23 protein-coding genes are annotated in these 25279 nt (G+C 43.0%); 22 read left to right on the top strand and 1 reads right to left on the bottom strand.

The window, feature by feature from the left end:
- Nucleotides 1-48: 48 nt before the first annotated feature.
- On the bottom strand, nt 49-666 hold the full coding sequence (locus D7Y06_RS12635; protein WP_120408149.1) for a TetR/AcrR family transcriptional regulator: 618 nt from the start codon (nt 664-666) through the stop codon (nt 49-51).
- A gap of 193 nt (nt 667-859) precedes the next feature.
- Between D7Y06_RS12635 and D7Y06_RS12630 the strand changes: the two genes are divergently transcribed.
- The 22 genes from D7Y06_RS12630 to D7Y06_RS12530 all read left to right on the top strand — a co-directional run bounded on the left by D7Y06_RS12630 (nt 860) and on the right by D7Y06_RS12530 (nt 25126).
- On the top strand, nt 860-1195 hold the full coding sequence (locus D7Y06_RS12630) for an SCP2 sterol-binding domain-containing protein (RefSeq protein ID WP_120408148.1): 336 nt from the start codon (nt 860-862) through the stop codon (nt 1193-1195).
- Nucleotides 1192-2142, top strand: coding sequence for an alpha/beta hydrolase (locus D7Y06_RS12625; RefSeq protein ID WP_120408147.1), 951 nt, complete (start codon nt 1192-1194; stop codon nt 2140-2142). The genes D7Y06_RS12630 and D7Y06_RS12625 overlap by 4 nt, the downstream gene beginning before the upstream one ends.
- 18 nt (nt 2143-2160) lie before the next feature.
- Nucleotides 2161-3564: a condensation domain-containing protein gene (locus D7Y06_RS12620; protein ID WP_120408146.1), complete on the top strand. Its 1404-nt coding sequence runs from the start codon at nt 2161-2163 to the stop codon at nt 3562-3564.
- Nucleotides 3565-3579: 15 nt separating this feature from the next.
- Entirely contained in the window at nt 3580-3807 is a 228-nt protein-coding gene (locus D7Y06_RS12615; protein WP_120408145.1) for an acyl carrier protein, read from the top strand.
- A gap of 15 nt (nt 3808-3822) precedes the next feature.
- On the top strand, nt 3823-5367 hold the full coding sequence (locus D7Y06_RS12610) for an AMP-binding protein (protein WP_120408144.1): 1545 nt from the start codon (nt 3823-3825) through the stop codon (nt 5365-5367).
- A gap of 146 nt (nt 5368-5513) precedes the next feature.
- Nucleotides 5514-6179, top strand: a complete 666-nt coding sequence (locus D7Y06_RS12605; protein ID WP_120408143.1) for a response regulator transcription factor — start codon at nt 5514-5516, stop codon at nt 6177-6179.
- Nucleotides 6180-7079, top strand: a complete 900-nt coding sequence (locus D7Y06_RS12600; protein ID WP_120408142.1) for a sensor histidine kinase — start codon at nt 6180-6182, stop codon at nt 7077-7079.
- Nucleotides 7080-7102: 23 nt separating this feature from the next.
- Entirely contained in the window at nt 7103-7774 is a 672-nt protein-coding gene (locus D7Y06_RS12595; protein ID WP_120408141.1) for a response regulator transcription factor, read from the top strand.
- The gene (locus tag D7Y06_RS12590; protein ID WP_120408140.1) at nt 7771-8772 is read left to right on the top strand and encodes a sensor histidine kinase; all 1002 of its coding nucleotides are present in this window, start codon (nt 7771-7773) and stop codon (nt 8770-8772) included. Before D7Y06_RS12595 ends, D7Y06_RS12590 begins: the two co-directional genes overlap by 4 nt.
- 93 nt (nt 8773-8865) lie before the next feature.
- Nucleotides 8866-9339: an RNA polymerase sigma factor gene (locus tag D7Y06_RS12585; protein WP_120408139.1), complete on the top strand. Its 474-nt coding sequence runs from the start codon at nt 8866-8868 to the stop codon at nt 9337-9339.
- Nucleotides 9340-9375: 36 nt separating this feature from the next.
- Nucleotides 9376-10785 carry a DUF4367 domain-containing protein gene (locus tag D7Y06_RS12580; RefSeq protein ID WP_120408138.1) on the top strand — a complete coding sequence of 470 codons (1410 nt, stop codon included), beginning with the start codon at nt 9376-9378 and terminating at the stop codon, nt 10783-10785.
- Nucleotides 10786-10899: 114 nt separating this feature from the next.
- A complete protein-coding gene (locus tag D7Y06_RS12575) occupies nt 10900-11604 on the top strand; it encodes a LytR/AlgR family response regulator transcription factor (protein WP_120408137.1) in 705 nt (234 codons plus the stop codon).
- Entirely contained in the window at nt 11597-13060 is a 1464-nt protein-coding gene (locus tag D7Y06_RS12570) for an ATP-binding protein (protein WP_243119312.1), read from the top strand. Before D7Y06_RS12575 ends, D7Y06_RS12570 begins: the two co-directional genes overlap by 8 nt.
- 136 nt (nt 13061-13196) lie before the next feature.
- Nucleotides 13197-13907: a response regulator transcription factor gene (locus D7Y06_RS12565; RefSeq protein ID WP_120408170.1), complete on the top strand. Its 711-nt coding sequence runs from the start codon at nt 13197-13199 to the stop codon at nt 13905-13907.
- Nucleotides 13870-16230, top strand: coding sequence for a sensor histidine kinase (locus D7Y06_RS12560; RefSeq protein WP_243119310.1), 2361 nt, complete (start codon nt 13870-13872; stop codon nt 16228-16230). Before D7Y06_RS12565 ends, D7Y06_RS12560 begins: the two co-directional genes overlap by 38 nt.
- Before the next feature lie 237 nt (nt 16231-16467).
- Nucleotides 16468-21336 (top strand): DUF6531 domain-containing protein, encoded by a 4869-nt coding sequence (locus D7Y06_RS12555; protein WP_120408136.1) that lies wholly within the window; start codon nt 16468-16470, stop codon nt 21334-21336.
- Nucleotides 21337-21348: 12 nt separating this feature from the next.
- On the top strand, nt 21349-22143 hold the full coding sequence (locus D7Y06_RS12550) for a hypothetical protein (RefSeq protein WP_120408135.1): 795 nt from the start codon (nt 21349-21351) through the stop codon (nt 22141-22143).
- Between the two features lie 59 nt (nt 22144-22202).
- The gene (locus D7Y06_RS27650; protein ID WP_256387222.1) at nt 22203-22337 is read left to right on the top strand and encodes a hypothetical protein; all 135 of its coding nucleotides are present in this window, start codon (nt 22203-22205) and stop codon (nt 22335-22337) included.
- A gap of 60 nt (nt 22338-22397) precedes the next feature.
- Nucleotides 22398-22763 carry a hypothetical protein gene (locus D7Y06_RS12545; RefSeq protein ID WP_120408134.1) on the top strand — a complete coding sequence of 122 codons (366 nt, stop codon included), beginning with the start codon at nt 22398-22400 and terminating at the stop codon, nt 22761-22763.
- Nucleotides 22715-23461, top strand: a complete 747-nt coding sequence (locus tag D7Y06_RS12540; RefSeq protein ID WP_147415659.1) for a hypothetical protein — start codon at nt 22715-22717, stop codon at nt 23459-23461. Before D7Y06_RS12545 ends, D7Y06_RS12540 begins: the two co-directional genes overlap by 49 nt.
- Nucleotides 23462-23473: 12 nt before the next feature.
- A complete protein-coding gene (locus tag D7Y06_RS12535; protein WP_120408132.1) occupies nt 23474-24262 on the top strand; it encodes a hypothetical protein in 789 nt (262 codons plus the stop codon).
- Nucleotides 24263-24331: 69 nt separating this feature from the next.
- A complete protein-coding gene (locus D7Y06_RS12530; protein WP_120408131.1) occupies nt 24332-25126 on the top strand; it encodes a hypothetical protein in 795 nt (264 codons plus the stop codon).
- Nucleotides 25127-25279: the final 153 nt, after the last annotated feature.

The raw sequence follows: 25279 nt of genomic DNA, 5'->3' as shown, positions 1-25279 counted from the left end.
GTTAAATGGCTGCCCCCTGTGCAGAAAAGAAAGAAGTGTTGATTGTTCCTAAGATGGATACGAGAGATATTCTAAGGAGCCGGAGGGTATGCCGGTTCCTTTTTCTAACAGGGAAATCATGCCCTTTAGGGTTTCCTCTGTCTCTTCCATTTCACAGGGCACAAAAGCGTTGGACAGTTTTACCACCAGGACAATAAGCACGATTTCAGCTAAAGCTGCCGGGTAGGAAAAATCGATTTCTCCCCGACTGATGCCCTGTTCAATGATGGTGGTAAGCTCCGGTTTTAGTTCCGTAATAATATGTCTGGAGTATTTTTGAATTAGTAAAGCGTGTTCCTCCATGCTGGTGTCCCCGGAGCTTTTGCTCTGGACCAGGAATGTGGCGGAGGCGTTTCGGCAGGCCTGGAAAATCATAGCCATCCTGGTAAAAGGGGGGATTTCCGTCTGCCTGGCCAGAGTTTTCGCCGTCTTTATGGGCTGTTCGTAGCTCCGCTCAATCAGGGAGTTTAAAATGGCTTCTTTGGAGGGGAAGTAGTAGTAGATGCTTCCCTTGCCCATCTCGGCAGCCCTGGCGATTTCACTGACAGAGATATTCTGCATTTTTTTGTCTTTTAATAATTGCTGTAATGCATCTAAAATTTTGTCATATTTTTTGGAGTCCGGCATGTTTTTAGTCCTTTCTAAAGTATTATACATTTTAGCACGTTATCTGAAAACCATCAATCCGTTAAATGTTCACAAAAAACTTCCTTAAAATTTGTACATATTTGGAAAAAAACATAGTTGACCGCTGGTCGAAATATGTGGTATCTTTGTTGTAGAACAATTCGACCTATGGTCGAAAATCAGGGAGGTTACCATGACATTTGCAGATTTTTTTTATGAGTTTAAGCAGAAGTTTGACGGCACGGATATCAGCGATATCACAGAACATCTTGCATTTCAGTTTAATATTGAAGATGAGGAGGCCGGAGGAAGTTTTTACGTTGAGGCGAAAGAGGGAAAGCTTTTCATTGAACCCTATGAGTATTACGACAGGGATGCGGCTTTTACCTGTAAACCTGAAGTTTTAAATAAAATTGCAAGCGGAAAGCTTGACCCCATAATGGCTTTTACCATGCATAAGCTTAAGGTAGAGGGAAATATTGATAAGGCTCTCCAGTTTAAGGAGATTATTGAGAGGAAGAGAAAATGAAAAAATTAAAAGCGCTTACAGGGGCGGCAGGGCTTCTCTGCGCAGCGGAAGCAGGGATTACCCTTTATTTTTACAACAGGACCATGAAGCGGAACAACGCCAAGACAGAGCGGACTATGAAAATGTCCGGCACGGACTGGTCCAAATATATTCCTCTTATGCGGGAGCGGCGAATTGCCATGATGGAGTATCCCCACGAGGAGGTTTCCATTCAGTCCTTTGACGACTTAAAGTTAAAGGCCACCTATTTCCTGCCAAAAGAAGAATCCGGGAAAAAGCGGGTTGTGATTTGTTTCCACGGCTATACCGGGGAGGGCATCAGCAATTTCCAGGGGCTTTCGGATTACTATTTAAAACGGGGATTTGGGATGTTAATTCCCGACGCCAGGGCTCACGGGGCCAGCGAGGGAAAATATATTGGGTTTGGATGTCTGGACAGGGAAGACGCCTTAAAGTGGATTTACTGGGTTTTGGAAAAAGAGGGGCAGGATGTGGAAATTTTTCTCCACGGCATTTCCATGGGAGGGGCTACGGTGCTTATGGCCAGCGGCCTTGCGCTTCCCTCCCAGGTAAAGGGAATTATATCAGACTGTGCCTTTACCTCGGCGAAAGAGGTGTTTACCCATGCTTTAAAATCCATGTACCATATGCCTTCATTTCCCATTATACCTGCGGCGGATGCCATAAATAAAAAGTATGCAGGTTACGGCATGGACGAGTGCAATTCCAGACGGGAAGTTGCCAGGGCAAAAGTTCCCGTTTTGTTTATCCACGGTTCCAAAGATACATTTGTGCCCTATGAGATGTGTGAGGAATTGTATGAGAACTGCGCATCCCGCAAGAAGAAGTTTATTGTGGAGGGGGCGTCCCATGCAGAGAGTTATTACATGGATACGGAGGGTTATGAGAAGGCATTGACAGAGTTTTTTGACTTTGTGAATAAATAGAGAAGAGAGGTTATCAATATGAAGACAAGAAAAGGATACCAGACCTATCCCCTGACAGTGGCGCAGAGATTTCATTTCTTTTATGCGGACCGATGTCCCAAGAAAGAAATTTTAAACATTGGAACAAGCCTTACCATTGAGACGGAGCTGGATGTGGAAGAGCTTAGGAGGGCGATTTATAAAGCCTATGAAAGATGCGAATCCGCCAGGGTAAGGTTTGCCTATGACCAAAAAGAAGAGAAGTGGTATCAGTATGTGGTGGAAAAAGAAGAACGGGAAATTGAGTATGTGGACTTTACGAGAAAAACCATGGAGGAGGCGGAGGCTGAAATGACCGCATGGACAAGGGTTCCCTTCCAACAAGAGGATGCCCCCATGAATAAAATCAAGATTATCAAACTTCCCGACGGATACCAGGGGGTATTTTTCATGGGAGACCACCGTCTGGTGGACGCCCAGTCCCTCATTGCATTTTTAAAAGATATTATTGAGATATACTGTAATGCAAAATATGAGGGAATTGCATATCCCTCTGACTTAAGTTCCTACATAGCCCAGGTGGAGAAAGATTTGGCTTACGAAAACGGCAGCAGGGCTCAGGAGAAAGACAGGAAATATTTTTATGACTTGATTGAGGGTTCCGAGCCCATCTATAACGGCCTTAGCGGCAAAGAAAAACTGGAGGCTGCGAGAAAGCGGGAAAACAATCCCAATTTAAGGGCGGCTCCTTCCGCCACAGGCCAGATGGAATCCGCTATCGATATTTTTCATTTGGAGGAAGAGCCTACCAAGCGGCTTATGAAATTCTGCGAGGAGCAGCATATTTCCCTCCAGTGCCTGCTTTTAATGGGAATCCGCACCTATCTCCAGAAGGTAAACGACTGCGACGATGTTTCCATGAATGTGGCATATGCCAGAAGGGCAACCCTCTCTGAGAAAAAGTCCGGGGGCACAAGGATTCACTCTTTCCCATTTCGCACAGTGATAGACAGGAATAAAACTTTTTTGGAAGGAATTATAGAAATCAGAAATAAGCAGAACGAGACATTCCGCCATGTAAATTTTAATCCCACGGAATATTTTGCCCACAGGAGTAAGCTTTACCCCAATAAGCCGGGAAATACCTATGAGCCGATTTCCCTGACTTATCAGCCCGCATCTTTAAGGGAAAAAGGGTTAAGCCAGCTTGGGGATATAAAGTACAAAACGAAATGGTACTGCAACGGGGTCTGCGCCCATGGGGTTTACTTAACGGTTATGCACCGGCCGGATGACAATGGATTGGATTTCAGCTTTGAGCATCAGCTTGCGGCCCACACAAGGGAAGAGCTGGAATACTTTTATTACTATATTTGTAAGATTATGTTTAAGGGGATTGAAAATTCCTATTTAAAAATTGATGAAATCTTAAAACTTGTGTAGAATCAGGAGGGTATTATGTTTGAAAAATTAGCTGATATTATTGTAAATTATGTGGAAGTTTCCAGGGAAAATATTAAGCCGGAATCCCGGTTTATGGAGGATTTGGGATTTACCTCTTTTGACTTTATGAGTATGCTGGGAGAGGTGGAAGAGGAGTTTGATGTAGAGTTAGAGCAGGAGGAGGCGGCAAACATCCGCACGGTACAGGAAGCTGTGGATTATTTGGAAAAAATTTCACAGTAGAAAGGAATGGAGCGTATGCAGACAAAGAGCAGTACAATACGGGAACTTTTAGTCTCCTCCGAGGCACAGTTCGGGCCGAAAGACGCTATCCGCTATAAGGCAAAAGCGTCAAAGGGCGGAAAAAAAGAGACGGTGGTGGAGGCAAAGACCTACACGGAGTTTAAAAATGACACGGAATGTTTTTCCGCAGCATTGGCGGCTCTCTCGGAGCAGGAAAAACATATTGCCATATTAGGCCCTAATTCCTACTCCTGGCTTACCGCCTATTTTGGAACGGTAAACAGCGGCAGCGTGGCAGTGCCTTTGGATGCCCTGCTTCCTGTGGAGGAATTATGTGATTTAATCAACCGGGCGGATGTGACCACTTTAGTGTATGACAAATCCAAAGAGGAAGCGGCCCTTGCGGCAATGGCTTCCTGCCCCAATTTAAAACATTATATCGGTATGGAGAAAGCCCTCTCTCCCCAGGGAGATGTAGAGTGCCATGACATGTGGGATTTAATCGGAAAGCAGCAGCCGGGATTTTCCTATGAGCCAAAGCCACAGCAGCTTGCCACCATTATGTTTACTTCCGGCACAACGGGAAAGAGCAAAGGGGTTATGCTGACCCACCGGAATATGGCGGAAAATGCCACCTGCCTGGACATGAAAATAGAAACCGGCACTGTGATCTTGTCCGTGCTTCCCATCCACCACGCATACTGCCTTGCTATGGATATTTTAAAAGGCATTTCCTTGGGAAGCGTAATCTGCATCAATGATTCCCTCCTTCGGATTGCAAAAAATATCACCCTTTTTGAGCCCAATATGATTCTTATGGTTCCTTTGATGATTGAGACTTTTGCAAAGAAATTAGAGGAGGTTTCCTGGATTCCCGCGCCTTTGGTAAGGGCCAAAGTCTTTGGAAAACAGTTCCATACCGTGTGCAGCGGCGGGGCCTATTTAAATCCTGCTTACCTGGATGTATTCCACAAGTACGGAATCGAAATTTTGCAGGGCTACGGCATGACCGAGTGCTCCCCGGTGATCAGCACCAATTTAAGCTGGGAGAGCAAGGTGGGCTCCGTGGGAAAACTGATGCCAAACTGCGAGGCAAAAACCGTGGAGGGAGAACTGTGGGTAAAAGGCACAAGCGTTATGCAGGGATACTACAAAATGCCGGAGGAAACAGCAGCAGCTTTGGAGGACGGCTGGCTGAAAACCGGAGATTTGGGCTATGTGGATGAGGACAATTTTGTATTCCTCACAGGCAGGAAGAAAAACCTGATTATCACCAAAAACGGAGAAAATGTTTCCCCGGAGGAGATTGAAAATGCACTGGGGGAGGACCGTTTGGTTCAGGAAGTTTTGGTGCGGGACAGTGAAGGTGTGATTGAAGCTGAGATTTTCCCGGATTATGAGTACGCGCAGAAGAAAAAAATCAAGGATATCACCGCCGCTCTCCAAAAAATTGTGGACACCTACAATGAAGGGGCGCCCCTTTACAAGCGTGTGTATAAACTGAAAGTGAGAGAGACGGAATTTGAAAAAAATACCACGAAGAAAATAAAGAGATTCTAAGGATTGAAAAAAATGGACTGCCATAGGATTATTTGCAGGAATGCAAATAGTTTTACGGCGGTTCTTTTCTTGTATAATTGTTTTATTTATTATAAAATGTTGTAGAAGAATAGAATTGTTGAAATCGGTTCAGGAGAGAAAAATACATGTACCATATTTTAATTGTGGAGGATGACTTGGCGCTGGCCCAGGGACTGTGCAGGGCCTTGTCATCCAAAGAAATTTTAACGGAATACCGGGGGACTTTAAGAGAAGCCCGGGCATATCTTAAGGAAAATGTTTGTACCATGGTTCTTTTAGACGTGAATCTTCCCGACGGAAGCGGATTTGATTTTTTAAAAGAGATAAAGGAGACGGGAAATGTCCAGGTGATTCTTTTAACCGTGAATGATTTGGAGACAGATATTGTCACGGGGCTGGAACTTGGGGCGGAGGATTACATCACAAAGCCGTTTTCCCTTGCCGTCCTTAGGGCCAGGGTCAATGCACAGCTCCGCAGGCTGGAAAATGGAAACAGCGGATTAAAAGCTGTGATAGATGATTATATTTTTGATTTCCATCAGATGGAATTTTATGTGAAAAAAGAAAAGGTGGAGCTTAGCAAACAGGAGCAGAGGCTTTTGAAACTTCTGGTGGAGAACAGGGGGATCACTCTTTCCAGGGAAGTACTCATTGACCGGCTCTGGACAGACGGGGCGGAGTATGTGGATGAGAACGCCCTGTCCGTGTGCATAAAGCGGCTGCGGGATAAGATTTCCGGTGAGGATTATATTAAGACAATTTATGGCATTGGTTATGTGTGGAGAGAGTAAATGGACAGGTGGATGTTTTATATATCTTTTTTATGTTTTTTTGCGTCGGTTTTGCTGGTTCTGTGGTGGAAACGCCGCAACTTTCAAATGATACACCGGATGGAAAAAATGCTGGATGACGCCATAGAGGGCACTTTTAAGGAGGAAGTATTTGACGAGACAAAACTTTCACGTCTTGAAAACCGCCTTGGGGAATATCTGGCAGCAAGCGAAGTTTCCGTAAAAAATCTTGCAGTGGAAAAAGACAAGATAAAAACCCTGATTTCTGATATTTCACATCAGACAAGAACGCCGATTTCCAACCTTCTTTTATATTCGGAGCTGCTTTTGGAGGAGGATTTGCAGGGTGAGTGCCTTAAGGGTGCCCTGCAAATCCGCAATCAGGCGGAAAAACTCAGTTTTCTTATTACAAATCTTGTAAAACTTTCCAGGCTTGAGACAGGGATTCTTGCCGTAAATCCTGGCCCTCATTTACTTTCTGCCATGCTTTCCGACATTTATAAGCAATACCAGCCCATAGCGGAGAAAAAAGGGCTTAAGTTTCATGTGCACTCCGTTACCTTTGGGGCGGTGTTTGATGAAAAATGGACAGGGGAGGCATTGGGGAATATTGTGGATAATGCCATAAAATATACAAATTCGGGTTTTGTGGAAGTTTCAGTAAAGCCCTATGAAATGTTTGTAAGTATCGATGTGAGGGATACGGGAATCGGAATCAAAGAGGAGGAAACCACAAAAGTTTTCGGCCGCTTTTACCGGGGAGAGGAAGTGAAGGAAGAAAATGGCACAGGCATAGGGCTGTTTCTTGCCAGACAGATTATATCGGCCCAGGGAGGGTATATCAAGGTCAGTTCAAAACCAAAAGAAGGCTCCGTATTCTCCATATTTCTTCCCATATAAATGATTAAGAAAGGAAAACGGGTATGTATCGGATTTTTATCGTAGAAGATGATGAGATAATTGCAAAGACCGTAAAAAGGCATTTGGAGAGCTGGGATTATGAGACGGCCCTTGCCCTGGATTTTTCCAATGTGCTTGGGGAATTTTTAAATTTTGCTCCCCAGCTTGTGCTGATGGATATTAAGCTCCCTTTTTATAACGGATATCACTGGTGCCAGGAGATACGAAAGATTTCCAAAGTGCCGGTTATCTTTCTCTCCTCCGCCTCGGATAATTTAAATATTGTGATGGCGGTGAATATGGGAGGGGATGATTTTATTCCAAAGCCCTTTGATTTGGAGGTGCTCACGGCAAAAATACAGGCAATATTAAGGCGCAGTTACGATTTTTTAGGGCAGGGCATTGTGATAGAGCACCGGGGGGCAATCTTAAATCTGTCGGAGGCCACTCTTATATATCAGGAGGAGAAAATGGAACTTACAAAAAATGAACTTCGGATTTTGCAGGTGCTTATGGAGAATAAAGATAAAGTGGTGACAAGGGATGTTTTGATGACAAAACTCTGGGAAAGCGACAGTTATGTGGACGAGAATACCCTGTCTGTGAATATAAACCGTCTCAGGAAAAAGCTTTCCGCCATGGGCCTTTCCGATTTTATTTTCACAAAGAAAGGGATCGGGTATCGTTTGGGATGAATTTTTTTATTTCTTATGTAAAGAGTAATATAAAATGGATTTTGTCATTTCTTCTCTGTGAGGGCATACTGTTTACACTGATGGTTATGAACGGGAATCCCTGGGAAGAAGTGTGTTATGCAGTTTTTCTGGGAGTTTTTCTTCTGGTTCTTGTATTTTTTGCGGACGGAATCGGCAGATGGAAGCGTTACCGGAAACTTTTGGAGATGGAATATTCCGTGGCTTTTTCCTTAGAGCGCATGGAAAATCCCCAGGATATTTTAGAGCAGGAATATCAGAAACTGCTTTCTATTTTGTTTGAGGAAAAGCTCCGTCAGGAAAATGGTGCATTGGAGATGCAAAGGGAGATGCGGGAGTATTATGCCATGTGGGTGCATCAGATCAAAACGCCTATTTCCGCATTAAAGCTGCTTTTGCAGGAGAAGGGCCCTGTGGGGGAAATGGAAGAGGAGTTAAGGGAATTGTTTTTTATTGAACAGTACGTGGAGATGGTTCTTTCCTATGCCAGGCTGGAATCGGAGACCACGGACTTTGTGGTGGCTCCCGTAAAATTAGACGAAGTCATCCGAAGTTCCGTGCGCAAATATGCCCGGATGTTTGTCCACAAAAAAATCAGTTTAGAGTATGAGGGGACCTCTGAGGTGGTTTTGTCGGATAAAAAATGGCTGCAGTTTGTGACGGAGCAGATTTTATCCAATGCCATAAAATACACCTCAAAGGGAAAAATAAATATCTCTGTGAAAAAGGAGGGGACAAAGCATATATTTCTTGTGATTGCGGACACGGGCATCGGCATACGGGAAGAGGATTTGCCAAGAATCTGCGAGAAAGGCTATACCGGATATAACGGCCATGCCCACAGGCGCTCCACAGGGATTGGGCTTTATCTTGTAAACCGTATACGAAAAAAACTGGGGCACAGCCTTAGTGTCTATTCCCGGGAGGGGGAAGGGACAAAGGTTGTGATTGGGTTTGTATTAGCTGACACAGAGGAGTAAGATTTATAAAAATTTATTTTTTCAGAGACCATTTCTAATTTTCCAACGTCTAATTAGTGTAAATACAAAAAGCTGGCCGGCAGAAAGGACATTATGAAAAAAGAAGAGTTAGGACAACTAATTATTGCCTCTGAGGATACTTTGTACCATGTGGCAAAGACACTGCTTGACAGTGATGCGGACTGTTGGGATGCAATACAGGAAACCATTGTGAAAGCCTTCACAAAGTTACATACTCTGCGTCAGGATTCCTATGCAAAAACCTGGCTAATCAGGATATTGATGAATGAGTGCTACAGTTTCATGCGCAGGGAAAAACGCGTGGTGCCGCTGGAGGATTACCAGTGCCAGGAAATTCCGGGGGAGAAAGAAGATTACTCAGACCTTTATGAGGCGGTAAAACGGCTGCCGGAGGATATTCGGATGTGCATCGTTTTGTATTATCTGGAGGGGTACAGCGTAAAGGAAACGGCAGAGATACTGAAAATTACGGAAAGCGCTGTAAAAAACCGCCTTGCCAGGGCAAGACGGAGGATGCGCAGCGAACTGGAGCAGACGGTAATTTAAATGTATATGGATCAGATATGAAACGGAGGACAATGTATGCAGTATGAAAATTTAAAATATGATTTTCCAAAGATGCCGGAGGAGATGAGAGATATGATAGAGCGGGAAGTAGAAAAGCAGGTAAAAGTGAAACAGCAGGGAAGGAAAAGAAGATTTGCCTTTGGAAAAATCGCTGCGGCTTCTGCAGCGGCAGTAATGCTTTGCGGGACCACGGTATTTGCAGGGGTGAGAATATATGAGATGCGGCAGGAAAAGATTGGGGAACACGGGGTCAGCGTGGATATTACGGCACAGGAAAATGCCAAAGAGGAGAATCCTGTGATTCCCAACGTGAAAATGGAAATTGGATATCTGCCGGAGGGCATGGTGGAGACAGAGCAGGGAAAATACAGTTTTTCCGATGCTTTGAATAAAGGCGGAATTTCTATGGTGTTTTACCGCATGAATACCGGGGATGACAAATTTGAGGTGCAGCATGGGGATGTGCTTTCCAGCGAAGAATTTACGGCCAATGGGCATTCGGGGGTATACCTGGAATATCCCAATCTGTACCAGGATGATATTTCCTTTAACCAGCGAATTTACGTGGAATTTACAGACGTGCACTATGTGATGGAAATGTATGCGGCATCCGATGTGAGCAAGGAGGAGGCATTAAAAATTGCGGAGAATGTGAAGCTGGTTCCCACAGAGGATGCCAATGGAGATGGAGTTGTAACTGCCCAGAATTGGAGCAGTTATGAGGAGTCTATGAAAGAGTCAGGGGAAGGGGAAGGATGTAAGACAATTACCTCCGTGGCCAAAGAGGAAATGAAAAATACCCACTCTGTGGGGGAGAGTTTTCCCGCTAATGAGGAAGGACTGACCGTGAAAGTTTCCGATGTGAAAATTGCGGATGATTTCAGCCTTCTGGATGCATCTCTTTTGGATGAAGATTTTCGCAAGGAAACGGATGGAAACGGAAAGCTTCGCCCGGCTGTCATCTCCTATGTGAAGGCGGGGGATATGGATGCTTTAAGCCAGGAAGTGAAATCCAGGGAAGTGCCCCAAAAGCTGGTATACGCCACTGTGGAATATACCAATACAGGGAAGGAGGAAATGAAAGACGTCCTGTTTTTAGGGGATATGGTGCCCATTTATGAAGCAGAGGGACAGATGCAGATTGTCACAGAGGAAATGCCGAAAGAGACAGACGAATGGGAGATGGCTGTGAACCGCGGCATGTCTGCGTTCCGGGAGATGGTTTACTATGATGTCCATGGAGGAGAGAGGCACAACAACTATATTGAGAGCATCAAACCCGGTGAGACGGCAACTGTGCATATGGCCTGGGTTGTGACGGAGGAGGAACTGGGAAACATGTATTTAAGCTTTGATACCACCGGAGGGTGTGAATTTACGGAGACTTCCCTGAAACTTGGGTATGTGGATATTCGTCAGCAGTAAAAACCGGGGATAAGATTTGGTTCAAAAAAAACAGCCTTTTCGTTCCACAAAATTAAGAAATAAAAATATCTAGCCGATATAAGAAGTAAATCGCAGGATATGAGGTGACAAATTTTGAATATAGCCGTAGTGGATGATGAAAAGGTGATCAGACAACATATCTGCAGCCTGATAAATAAACAGAGCCCGGGATGCCGTCTTATGTCCTTTGCATCAGGGGAGGAATTGGTTCAATCCAATATTCGCTTTGACATTATTTTTCTCGATATCCGGATGGAAGGCCTAAACGGCATTGAGACGGCAAAAAATCTGAAGGAAAAACAAAAAGACATACTTCTCATTTTCATTACGGGGATGAAGGAGTATGTCTTTGATGCCCTTGACCTGTATGCATTCCAATACCTTTTAAAGCCTTTGGATGAAAAGAAGTTCGGGGAAGTGCTTGAGAGGGCTTTGGCGGAAGCAGGGAAAAGGAAAGAAAGGAAAATACTCTTTGTGAAAGCCAAAAACCTCACCTTAGACCAGTCTGATATTTTGTACATTGAGAGCCGGGGAAAAAAGGTGGGGATACACACTGCCGGGGCGGAGGAAGACATAGAGATTTACGCAGTTATGGAGGAATTAAGCGCACAGCTGGGGGAGGAGTTTTACCGCTGCCACCGGGGATATATTGTGAACCTTGCCTATATTGCGGAGTATGGCAAGGACAGCATCACCCTTACCAACGGGGCCAGGGTGTATCTGGCCAAGAAAAAATACGGTGAATTTGTGAAAGCCTATATGTGGTATCTGCAAAGTGGAGGTGTTTATTGTGTATAGGGCGGTAAGTGCGGTTTTTATGGCTGCAGGTATCCTGTTCCAGGGGTACTGCCTGCAGTATTTTTACGGAAGTTTTCTTAAAAGCAGATTGGGGGATAAGAGGCGCACAGGTTTTTGTGTTGCGCTGCTGTATGCATTGTTCCGGGCAGCGCTGGTTTGGGGGGAATCCTCAGATCCCTGGGATTATGGGATTTCAGTGGGAAAACTGGCGTTGTCTCTTGGCTTTCTTTTTGCTGTTGCCCTGGGTTTTTATAAAGGTTTTTGCCCGGTTACGCTTTTTCTGGCCGGTGCTTTTTTGGCGGCTTCGGATATCAGCCGTTATACGGTAGCGATTCTCTTCGGTGAATTGGGTGAGAAACTGCTTGGGTTTTGGAACTTTTGTGCGGGGAAAGGGATACTCACATCCGGCCAGGCATTTGGCATAGCCGTTAATATCGGAATCATGGCGGAATGGCTTTTCGAATATCTCTTGATGGCCCTGATTTTATATGGTTTCATAAAAAGGATTGTAGGAGACTTCCGGGAAAAGGATTACAGTATGACAAGGACAGAGCTTTTGTTTATCCTGATCCCGGCGGTGGTGGGCTTAATGGTCTGTGTGCTTTTGCGCATTATTATTGTGACTGTAAGAGATGATATACCAGAACTTTTATACAAGAGATACCCCATACTTATTTTTGTGCTCCCGGCTATTTTGCTTTTGTCACTGCTTTCTATTTTGTGCGGGGTGAAGCTGTTTCAGGACATGATTTATTTACAAAGGGAAAAGAGCGGCAGAACGATTTTGGAAAAACAGGTGGAAAGCCTTCAGGAGCACATGGAGGAAATGGAGCGCATATATTCCGGCATTCGGGGGATGAAACATGACATGAAGAATACCTTTTCCATTATTCAGGGATTAGCAGGGGAGGGGGCAGAGGAAAAAGAGGAGCTGAAGGCTTATCTTTCCGGGTTAAACAGGAGTCTTTCACAGCTGGAAAGCCGATTTCAGACGGGGAATACTGTGGTGGACATTCTGCTTAATATGAAATATTACGAGGCTGTAAGGGCGGTTCCTGATTTAAACATGGATGCGGACAATCTTTTGTTTATCCGTGAGCTAAAAATCCAAAGTTACGATATCGGTGTTATTTTGGGAAACAGTCTGGATAATGCCATCCAGGCATGCAGGAAACTGAAAGAAAAAGAGCCCCAAGCGGATGCTTTTATCCGTCTGTGTTCTATGGAGAAGGGGAATCTGCTGATTCTAAAAGTGGAAAACAGTTTCGATGGAAAATTGATAAGAAACTATCAGGAGGAATTTCCACTGACAGATAAAGAGGATAAGAAAACCCACGGGTTAGGGCTTTTCAATATCAAAAGCACGGCGGAAAAATACCAGGGGACAATGGATTTTAAAGTGGAGGGCAAGGTGTTTATTTTGTCTGTGATGCTGAAAAATGGCGGAGGAATTTAAGAAATTTGTAAGAAACTTGCCCCGGAAGTTGTAAAAAAATAATTATATCCTATTATCAGCTCAAATACAGCGGTATCTGCTGTAAGGGTACAGTTTCAAAATAATCCATATGGGATGGAAAGGCATGGGAGAGAACATGGGAGAGTGTGTATTAGTTGTGGATGACGACAGAGATATTGTAAAGGCAATCAGTATTCTGCTGGAGGGGGACGGATATGAGGTCTTAAAAGCCTACGACGGGCTGCAGGCTTTGGATATTCTCTCCATCAGGGAAGTCCGGCTGGTGTTAATTGACGTCATGATGCCAAAGCTGGACGGGTTGTCCGCAGTGATGCGCATACGGGAAAAACAGAACATACCCATTATCGTCCTTAGTGCAAAAAGCGAGGACAGCGATAAGGTTTTGGGGCTTTCCATGGGGGCCGATGATTATGTGGCGAAACCCTATAATCCCCAGGAACTTAAGGCCCGGGTGAAAAGCCATCTCAGGAGATACACAAGCCTTGGGGATATCCATACCCAAAACAGGTCTGATGAGATGAAAAACGGCCGTCTTTTGTACCGGGCGGATGAGAAGGTTCTCTATGCAGACGGCGAGCCGGTGAAGCTTACCGCCACGGAGACGAAAATCGTGGAGCTTTTTATGAGAAACCTGGGACGTGTCTTTCCGGCGGAAGAAATTTACCGCAGGGTGTGGGGGGAAGAAGCTTTTTCCTCTGAAAATACGGTGATGGTACACATCAGGCGCATCCGGGAGAAAATGGAACTGAATCCGAAAGAGCCAGAATATTTAAAGGTGGTGTGGGGCATTGGATACAAAATGGAAAAACAGGAAAAAGGCAATTAGTTTTATGGTATTCTTTCTGGGGGTGTCATTAACCCTGGGAAGCGCAGTGGAGATTTGGAAAAATAAGCCTTACGGGGTAAAAATCTATGAGCCGGGGAAGATTTTTGAGAAGGATTACAGGAACAGCGCAAAATTTCGGGAGTATGTGGCAAACCGTCTCAATAATTTCCTGGTTATGGCGGCGGGGGGGACAGATATTGCAGATGTATTGTGGATGTACGACGGGGATTACGGAACCGTGTATGAAACCTTCAAGTATGCGGATGCCAGCGCTGATGTTGTGGAAGAAACTGCAAATGAGGCCGCTGCAGCGGAAGCCGGGATGGGCAGCCGGGAATATGAAGAGTACCTGAATAATTATTTCGGTTACGGAACATATAATGAGGCGACGTATGTGGGAAGTGATGCTCAAAAGCCCTTGACAGAAGAACAGAAAAAGGAACTGGCAGACAAGTATCATGACAAAATCAAGGGGGACAAAAACCTGCTCTATAAAATAAGGGTGGACGGGAAAGAACTTTACGCTAACGCAGATTTATCGGAAAAAGACGGCGGGCCGGAAGGGTACGGCTTTTTCCTGTATTTTGACGGGGAAAAAGTAAGGATAACCATGGATGGGAGAGAAATTGACGTCTATGGGGACGGGTATTACCGGGATGACAGCGACTGGTATGTCCCGGGTTACCGGAATTATCCTACGGATGAAAATGTGAAAAATGTTACGGTGTGTATAGCTGTGGCGGATGGGCCTGTCATGTATACGGAAAGTTCTTATCAGACATCCGGTTCCAAACAGCTTGATAATTCCCTGTATTGGCTGTACAGCAATTTTTATGCAAGGCGCAGCTTTTTGATGCAGGATTTTTTATACGGGGCTTTGGGATTGTTTCTGCTGCTTTTGTCTTTTCTTTTTAGAAAGAGCAAAAGGGAGGCGGAAAAGAGCCTTGCTGTTTTCCAGGGGAAAATCTGGGTAGAGGTAAAAGTACTCTTATTGCTGATTTTTCTTGGCGCTTTTTGGATGCCTGTGGTGCGGTATGGTAATGAATACGGATTTTGGCAGGAGTGGAAGGATCTGCAGGAAGCCGGGGTGGAATACGCATATGTGGCAGAGGAAATGCCCATGCTGGCAAAGGAAGTCATGGCCAATATCAACCCCGTATACTGGCTTCTTTTCTTCTGGGGCATTTACCTGTTATGGAATGATTTTAAGTACAATAAAATCATTTGGAAACGGGGGCTTGCCCAAAAACTTTGCCACACGTTTTCCGCCGCATATATAAAACAACCCCTTCCCCGGAAAATGGCAAAGAGAAACAGGGGGATTTTTCTAATAGCAGGAATTTACAGTATTTTTGCGGCGGGAATGGTAATTTTAAGTGAGATTTTGAGATATAGAAATGGGTGGATTCTTGCCTTTGTCCTGGTCATTTTGGGCTCTGTGTGTTTTCTGGGGGCAGTATATCTTTTTACCGGAAAAAATATGGAGACGGCAAGGGATATGGAAACACTTTCCCAGTGTGTCAGCGAGATACGGGACGGAAATTATATGGAAACCGGGGGACAGTTTGCAGGGCATGACTTGGAAGGGGTCATGAATGAGCTGGAAGATATCCGCCACGGTATGGCTCAGGCGGTGGAGGAGCAGATGAAAAGCCAGCGGATGAAAGTGGAGCTTATCGCCAATGTGTCCCACGATATCAAAACGCCTTTGACATCCATTATCAGCTATGTGCAGTTTTTAAAACAGGAGGAGGGACTGCCGGAGCATATAAAGGATTATATAAAGATTTTAGACGAGAAATCCCAGAGGTTAAAAAATATGGTGATGGATGTGTTTGCCGTGAGCAAAGCCGCCTCGGGAGAATTGCCCATGCATATGGAAGAGCTGGATTTTGGAAAACTTTTAAGGCAGACCATGGCGGACATGGAGGAGGAGATAAAGAAAAGCCCGGTGGTCTTCCGCACAGAAATACCGGATTCCCCGGCTATGATTACGGCGGACGGCCAGCGGATGTACCGGGTATTCCAGAATTTGTTCCAAAACGCCATAAAATATTCCCTGGAAGGTTCCAGAGTATATGTGGCATTATATGAGGAAGGCACCAGGGTGACAGCCAGTGTGAAAAACACTTCCAGTTTAGAGCTTGAAAAAAATAAGGACTTCACGGAACGCTTTGTGCGGGGAGATAAAAGCCGCACAGACGGGGGCAGCGGATTGGGACTCTCTATTGCCCAGAGTTTTACAGAAGCCTGCGGCGGGGAATTTTCCTGGGAGGTGGATGCGGACCTCTTCGTGGTGAAGGTTTCTTTTCAGAAAAAATAGGGAAATTATTTCAGGTAATTCATTACATCAAGAGGGAGGTTCCCCAAGATGCCAGAGAGCCTGGGCAGCAGTTATGCCCAGGCTCTCTGATATTTTTGGGAAGAATTTAAAAAGATTGTATCTCGTGACGAAAAACTGTATCTCGTGACAAATCTATTGAAAAATAGAAAGAGAATTGTATAGTATAAAGAATGGGATTTTTTACCCAAAAGGGAAAGGGGAAGGCAGGGAGAGAATATGGGCAAAGATTATCTGGTTAGAGGAGCAAAACTGATATGCATCTGTGGGAGCGAACTTTCTCATTTAAAAGTGGCAAGAAAAAAAGTGTGTACCAGTGGGAAAAAGGAAAAGGCAAATTGCAAAGACTGCAAAGAATGTAAAAATATTCCTTACTTTGGGGAGTGTAAATTAAACACCGCCACCCATACATGCGAAGGGTTTATGGATTTGGCAGAGCAATGGCAGAATACGGCAGTATCATTGAAAAAATCAGAAAAGATAAACGGAGAGGAAGCCCTCACGATGGACTGTGTTCTGATATGTAAAAAAGGCGGGCTGATTCTGCCGCTGACATCCGGTCAGGGATATGATGATAAAATAGATATAAAGGCATTTTTAAATCGGTTTCAGAGAGCGCTTTTGTGGGCATTGGGGAAAAATCTCCAATGCAATGCATTTGGCGGAGATCCTATTAATATGAATACAGGAAATTATATTTATGAAAAAGAAGATCTGGTAATTCCGGGAAGAACCACACTTTCTTTTCGTATCTTTTATAATGCATTTGACATAGGAAATGCAGAGGTTTTAGGGGAAGGATGGAGGCATAACCAGGAGTGGAGGGTACAGGAAGACAGCGAAACCGGACTGGTAAACCTTTGTACCGGGGAGGGGAGAATAATTCCTTACCGCAAGACAATAGGGGAAGCATATTTGCCTCTTTTTGGAGACGGGGGATTGCTGGCAGGGGAGCCGGAGGGATACCGCTATTGTGACAGAGACAGTACAGAGTATATTTTTGACATAGAAGGGAAGCTGCTAAAAAAGAGAGACAGGGAAGGAAATCAGGACGATTATATTTATAATGCAAAAGGGCAGTTAACTGAAGTTCACGGAGGCAATGGGGGAAAGCTGTTTTATGAATACAACGGGGAAGGGAGATTAATACGGGTAAAAGACCATTCAGGGCGGAAAACGGTAATTTTCTATAGGTATGGAAAATTATATCAGTTAATAAATTCCTGCGGTTTTCTTTTTACCTATTTTTATAATGAAAATGGAAAACTGGAGAGCATTTTACGGCCGGATGGCATCCAGGCATTAAAAAATGAGTATGACAGTTTAAACCGGGTGGTAAAACAGACTATGCCGGACGGCGGCGTCACAGAAATAGAATATGACAGCGATAACCGGAAAACATACCTTATGCAGCCCAATGGAAGCATGGTGGTGTATGAAAGCGATGAGCGGCTGCGAAACGTAAAAACAATCTATGAGGACGGAGAAGAAATTTACGAATATAATGACAAAAATCTTAGGTCACGTTGTGTGGATAAATTGGGGAATGAGACGTCTTATCTCTATGATGAAAAAGGAAATCTTACGGAGATGCGGGATTCTATGGGAAATACCGTAAGTATGGCCTATGATGAAAAGAACCCGCTTTTATATAAAAAGACTCCTGAGGGAACTGTCTTAAAAAATATTTATGATAAAAATGGACTGCTCACAGAGACAAGAGATGCCGGGGGAAATGTAAAAAAGTTCTGTTATGACCCATATTCCCGTCCCGTAAAAATTACGCTGGAAGATGATTCGGAACTTTTAATTGCGTATGATAAAAAGGGGAACATTACGGAAGTGTCATCTGCCCAGGGAAACTATGCATATGAATATGACCAGTTAAACAGAGTGACGGCGGCGTGGGACGGCAATGGAAATCCCACCAGGTTTTCCTATGATAATCACAATGATATGGTATGCAGTGAAAATACCCTTGGGGATAAAAAAATGTTCCGCCGGGATTTTAACGGGAAAATTGTTGAAGTTACAGATTATGACGGCAAAGGGGTATCTGTCCAATACGGTCTTTCCAATAAAGCGGAAGCGGTGACAGATAAAGAGGGGAATGTTACAAAATATGCATATGACCATATGGGGAATTTGACAGAGAAGATATCACCCGACGGTTCCAAAGAGAGTTACGTCTATGACAAAAATAACCGGGTCACAGAATATAAGGATGCGTGTGGCTGTGTGACAAAATATGAGTATGATGCAAATGGCAACCGTACAAGTATTATGTATGACGACGGTGCGGTTACATCCTTTACCTATGATGCATTAAACAGAATAACTGAGAAAACGGAATCGGACGGCGTCAAAACCTGTTATGAATATAATTGGCGGGGACAGATTACGAAAATTATACATCCGGGGGATCTGACAGAAGAGATGGTTTATGATGCTCTTGGCAGAATCACAGAGCATAAGGATATTTACGGAAACTGCAGGGTTACCAGCTATAATGCCATAGGGAGGCCTTTATCCGTAACAGAGGGAAACGGCCTTAGGACAGAGTATGAATATTATCCCGGCGGGAATTTAAAAAAAGTAAGCTTTCCTGACGGAACCTGGGAAGAATTTTGCTATGACGGAAATGGAAATGTGACGGAGAGGACGGACCAGGGAGGGTACACTTTATTCTATGCCTATGACCCTCTGGACCGTGTGACAGAAATCACCAGTAACCTGGGAGAAAGCATTGCCTATCAGTATGACTCTGTGGGGAATATGATAAAAGTCCGAGACGGAAACGGAAATATAAGAAAATTTGAATATTCTCCAATGGGAAAAATCTGCTCTGTCCTGGAGCCGGATGGAGGAAAGTCTATATATGATTACGACTGCATGGGCAGGCTTACGTCCATAAAACAGAAAGATAAAGCCACGCTTTTTGAACGTGATGCGGGAGGAAATCTTTCTGTATTAACGGATGCCCTGGGAAATCAGGTAACCTTTCAGTATGACTGTTATGGAAGGACCATATATCAGAAAGACGGGGAGGGCTATGAAACCAGTTTTGCCTATGATGCGTCGGGAAATTTAAAGAGCGTGGATTATGCAGGGGAAAAACGGGTGGAGTATGAGTACAATGCCCTGGGATATCTGGTCAAGATAAAAGACTGGCTGGGCACAACCTTTATAAATCCGGACAAATTTGGAAGGGCAGTCAGCGTTACTGACTATAAAAACCAAAAGGTGGAATTCGAGTATGGAACCATGGGAGAAAAAACTGCGGTTACTTATCCCGGAGGGAAGCGGGTGGAATATAAGTATGATAAAAACATGCGTCTGGGAGAAGTACATACCGAAGATAGCCAGGTAACGTACAGCTATGATAAAAACGGACGCCTGAGGAAAAAGGAGTTTCCGGGAAATGTTAAGACAGAATATGAATATGACCCTGCCGGGAGAATTACAAAAATTGTAAACTCAGATTACAGGGACGTGCTGGATATGTGGGAGTTTTCCTACGACCCCGCCGGAAACAGGGCATCTATGAAGAAAATGCGGCAGGGAATCCCAGAGTCCGGGGGATGGTATGGATATTCTTATGATTCCTGTAACCGTTTGACGGAAGTGGAAAAGGACGGGAGACGGATACGAAGTTATACATATGATGTTTTTGGAAACAGGACATCCATGGAGCAGGAGGGGGAAGAGAGCCGGTATACGTATAATCCCTTAAATCAGCTCATTTCTGTACAAGGCAGTGTGGACAGGGAATATGCCTATGATAAAAGGGGGAATCTGACAGAGTTTTTTGAAAATGGGGAGAAAATTGCAGCTTATGTATATGATGGGACCAACCGGGTTTTTTGTTACCAGTCAGGGGATACTATGGTAAAATATCTTTATAACGGCATGGGACAGCGGGTAGGCGCAGAGAAACGAATATCCAGGGAAGCCGGGGGTGATGTGGTAACCAGGACGGATTATGTTCCTGACCTCACCAGGGGATATCACAATATGCTCCAGGAAAAGAGGGAGGAGGCAGGGAGAGACCTATGTATAAAAAACTATTTGTGGGATGAGGGGCTTTTGGGGGTGGACAGAGGCAAATTCTGTCAGTTTGTCTTAAGGGATGAGATGGCTACCCCGGTTCGTCTGTTTTACGGCAATGGCAAGATGGAAGAAAACAATGATTATGACGAGTTTGGGAATTTGCAGGATGGAATCTGGGATGGCATTTTGCCCTTTGGATTTACAGGATATTACAAAGATTCTTTTACAGGGAACTATTTTGCCCAAGCAAGGGAATATCTGCCCAAGGAGGGAAGGTTTGCGGCAAAGGATGCCTTTGGAGGAAGTTTGGAGATTCCAGAGTCTTTCAATGGGTTTTCTTATTGTTATTGTAATCCACTGCGTTATTGGGATCCGTTGGGGTATTATACGGCGGCGGAAGGGGTGGAGGCTCATAATATGCTGCAAGATGAATTTAAGAGAAGGGTTCCAAATGGATATGCAGAATATCCAGTTCAAAATAATCCAAATTCTGACTCAGGAAAAGGAAAGATAGATTTATATTTAAAGGATAACGGTCAAGGTGTGGCTGAAGTGTATGAGATAAAACCAATCACTCAATTATTTAATTTAGATGATGAAACAAATGGAGTTGGTCAAAGAGAAGGGTATATAGAGGCGTTACAGATAACTGCTAATAATAAAAAAGAAGAAATAAATATTAATGAAAAAGGTAAGACTTTTGATCCTCACGGTTGGACGATGCCGAGTAAAATTCATTTGGGTACAAAAAATATCAGATATTATACATTTTACTTTGTTAGGCCAGGAATGATTTATTGGGGGCATGTGAATCAGCCAGGTGTATCAAATAGAAGGAAGAAAAAAGAAGGTGAAGGAAAAATTGGTGAAGTGGTTGAAGCTTCGGAATTATGGGAAAATGTAATAGATAAAGTAGCTATGGAAGGAGGTGCTGGTTGGGCAGTATTAGGATTAATTGTAGCTATATTGGTATTTATTGCCAGCCAAGGTACAGTAGCATTACCTTTGTTTGCGTCAGTAGATTGTAAAAATGGATAAAAGGAGGAAAATATGTGCAGAGCAAAAATAATAAAAAAAGTAATCGGAAGTATAGCAGAAAAATATGAATTTTATTATACGGGGGCTTCTCGGGATGGAAATGGAACGGATTATGTATTTGAGAAGAAAAAAGAAAGTGAATATGAAATGGAGCAGAGCATCTGGATTAGCATATTTAATAATTATAACGGTAGCTGGGATATCAGGCTGACTTTTATAGGAAGAGATTATATAGAAGGGGGCAGTCTGATAGAATCAAAGTTCCAGAAAGGAATGCTTCATGGCAGTCTGCATTTTCAAAGCGAGGAGGAGTTGGAACAGATTTTGCATTTATTCAAAAAAATCATTGAGGAGAAAGGAGAAAAGATATTCAGCGCCTGCAAAAGAAGCCCGGAAGAAATCATGGAAATCCAGAGAAAACAAAACATGCATCAGAGACTGTATCAGGAACGTCACACTTTAAATACGACATACAGAAAAATGTATGGTTTGGAAAATACACAGTTTACAGCAAAACTTATCCGTACCATGTGCGGACTGATTTTTGAGAAGAAAGATGAAAAATTTGAAGATGTGGAGGAATTTCTACTAGGAATGGCGGCGATATATGGAGACCAGTTAATCAGGCGGCGTGGAGGAGAATGGGTGTGGGATGATAAAAACAAAACTTGTGAAGTTAGGGGGGAGAGCGGTTCTTTATATAAAATACCGTTAATGGTGGTTTGCTGGTATTGGGAAAGGAAGATAGATGATTATTTGTCAATTTTAGGGGACTTTAGTATTTATCCAGGAGAAACAGTGATATAGTTTTTCGGTTTTTTCGGAAAAAGACAGATGTTAAAAACTTGCATGAGGGAGATAAAAGTATGAACAGAGCAAAAATGATAAAAAAGATAATAGGAGAGTCAGCAGAGAACCTGGGTTTTTATTATAAGGGGGCTTCACGGGATGGAGGTAGTACGGATTATGTTTTTCTGCGAAAAAAGGAAAACGAATATTAAACGCCTCAGAGGATTTGGTTTATTATATTTGATTGGTACAGAGGGGGATGGGATATTAGAATGACATTTATTGGGACGAAACATATAGAAGCATATCGGCTGATAGATTCTGAATTCCAGGAAGGTTTTTCTGGGGATTGTCTGCATTTTAAAGACGAGGAAGAACTGGAACAGATTCTATATCTTTTTAAAAGAATTATTGAAGAAAAAGGTGAAAAAATATTTAGTGAAATCAGAAGACCGCTGGAGGAAATCTTGGCTGAAAACGAAAGGCATTGGAAGATGTATCGGGAACGTGAGGCATTGAACGAAGCTTATTTTACAGGGAACTATTTTGCCCAAGCAAGGGAATATATCTGCCCATGGAGGGAAGATTTGTGGCTAAGGATGCCTTTGGAGGAAGTTTGTGGATTCCGGAGTCTTTGAATGGGTTTTCTTATTGTTATTGTAATCCACTGCGTTATTGGGATCCGTTGGGGTATTATACGGTGAAAGAAGGTGATGAGGCACATCGATTACTACAAGCCGAATTTAAAAGAAGGTTTCCTGGGGATACAGAGCATAGAGTAGAAAATTATCCTAATTCTGATTCGGGGATAGGGTACATTGATTTCTTTTTAGAGGATAATGGTCAGGGGGAGTGTGAAGTGTATGAGTTAAAGCCAAATTCTCAGGTGCTCAATTTAGATAAAGAAACAAATGGAGTTGGGCAGAGAGAAGGGTATATATTTGCACTGGAAGAAACTGCTAAAAGGAACCATGAAGAAATTGCAATAAATAAAAGAGGAACAACGTTTGACCCCCATGGTTGGACAATTCCCAGCAAAATTCATCAAGGTGTAAATATTAGGTATTATACATATTATTTTTTTAAGCCAGGAATGATTTATTGGGGATATGTGAATCAGCCGGGTGTATCAAATAAAAAGAAAAAGGCGCAGGAAAAAAATAGTGAGGTGTTTTATGCATCAGAAGTATGGGAAAAAGTATTAGACAAAGTTTCTATGGAAGGAGGAGCTGGTTGGGCAGCATTAGGTATAATTATAACGATATTAGTATTGATTGCTAGTCATGGCACAGTAGCTTTGCCGTTGTTTGCGTCAATAGATTGTAAGAATGGATAAAAGGAGAAAAATATGAACAGAGAAACAATGATAAAAAAAATAATTGGGGAAACTGCAGAAAAATTGGGATTTTATTATAAAGGATGCGAACGGAATGGCTCTGTGACAGATTATACATTTAAGAGCAGAAAAGAAAGTGACTATGAAATAGATCAGTCCATTTGGATTATAATATTTGACCATTATATGGAAGGTTGGGACATTAGGCTGACTCTTGATTCTAAAAAACGTGTGGAAGGCTGCAATTTAATAAAATCGAAGTTTAAGGAAGGTTTTTCCGGAGATTGTTGGTACTTTAAAGATGAGGAGGAACTAAAGGAGATTCTATATCTTTTTCAAAACTTCCTGGAGGAGAATGGACAAAAAATATTTCACGATAATAAATTGCCAGAAGATGAAGTTCGGGAAACGAATGAAAGGCATTGGAGGCTGTATCAGGAGCATGAAACTTTAAATGAAACCTATAGAAAGCTATACGGCATGGAAGATACAAAGTTTACGGCCAAATTGATTCGCCGGATAAGTGATTTGCTTATGGAGAAGAAGGATGCGAATTATGGAGATGTGAAAGAACTGCTTCTCGGTATGGCTGCAATATATGGGGATCAGTTAATCAGAAGGCGTGGAGGAGAGTGGATGTGGAAAGATGACAGCAAAAGCTGCATAGTAAAAGGAATGGAAATGTATTCTTACTGTATTATGCCATTGTATACGGTGGAAGGGTATTGGAAGAGGAAAAAGGATGATTATCTCTATTTATTAGATGATTTTAGAAATTATCCTACAGAAACAGTTATTTAATTGGAATTTACAGTAGAAGCATTTTTTGAAAAGTGAGGGAGATTCCAAAAGAGCATAAGGAATAATAACATGAACAGAGCAAAAATGATCAAAAAGATAATAGGAGAGGCAGCAGAGAACCTGGGGTTTTATTATAAAGGGGCTTCACGGGATGGAAATGGAACGGATTATGTATTTGAGAAGAAAAAAGAAAGTGAATATGAAATAAAGCAGAGCATCTGGATTAGCATATTTAATAATTATAACGGCAGCTGGGATATCAGGCTGACATTTATAGGAAGAGAGCATATAGAAGGGGGCAGTCTGATAGAATCAAAGTTCCAGAAAGGAATGCTTCGTGGCAGTCTGCATTTTCAAAGCGAGGAGGAGTTGGAACAGATTTTGCATTTATTCAAAAAAATCATAGAAGAGCAAGGAGAAAAGATATTCAGCGCCTGCAAAAGAAGCCCGGAAGAAATTCAGGAAATCCAAAAAAAACGTAAGAGGAATCAGCGATTGTATCAAGAACGTGAAATTTTAAATACGACATACAGAAAAATGTACGGTCTGGAAAATACACAGTTTACAGCAAAACTTATCCGTACCATGTGCGGCCTGATTTTTGAGAAGAAAGATGAAAAATTTGAAGATGTGGAGGAATTCCTTCTTGGAATGGCAGCGATATATGGAGACCAGTTAATCAGGCGGCGTGGAGGAGAATGGGAGTGGGATGATAAAAGCAAAACTTGTGAAGTCAGGGGAGAGGATGGTTCTTTTTATAAAATACCCTTAAATGTGGTTTGCTGGTATTGGGAAAGGAAGATAGATGATTATTTGTCAATTTTAAAGCATTTTAGAAATTATCCAGGAGAAACAGTGATATAGTTTTTCGGTTTTTTCGGAAAAAGACAGATGTTAAAAACTTGCATGAGGGAGATAAAAGTATGAACAGAGCAAAAACCCTACAGAAACGGTAATTTATCTGGAGTTTATTACAGAAGACAACTCTTTGAAATAAAAAGGTAATTCCACAGGAGG

It is taken from the genome of Roseburia sp. 1XD42-69 (assembly GCF_003612565.1).
GTDB lineage: Bacteria > Bacillota > Clostridia > Lachnospirales > Lachnospiraceae > Roseburia_B.
The sequence above is the reverse complement of the archived record's forward strand: the minus strand, read 5'-3'. Positions and strand labels throughout refer to the sequence as shown.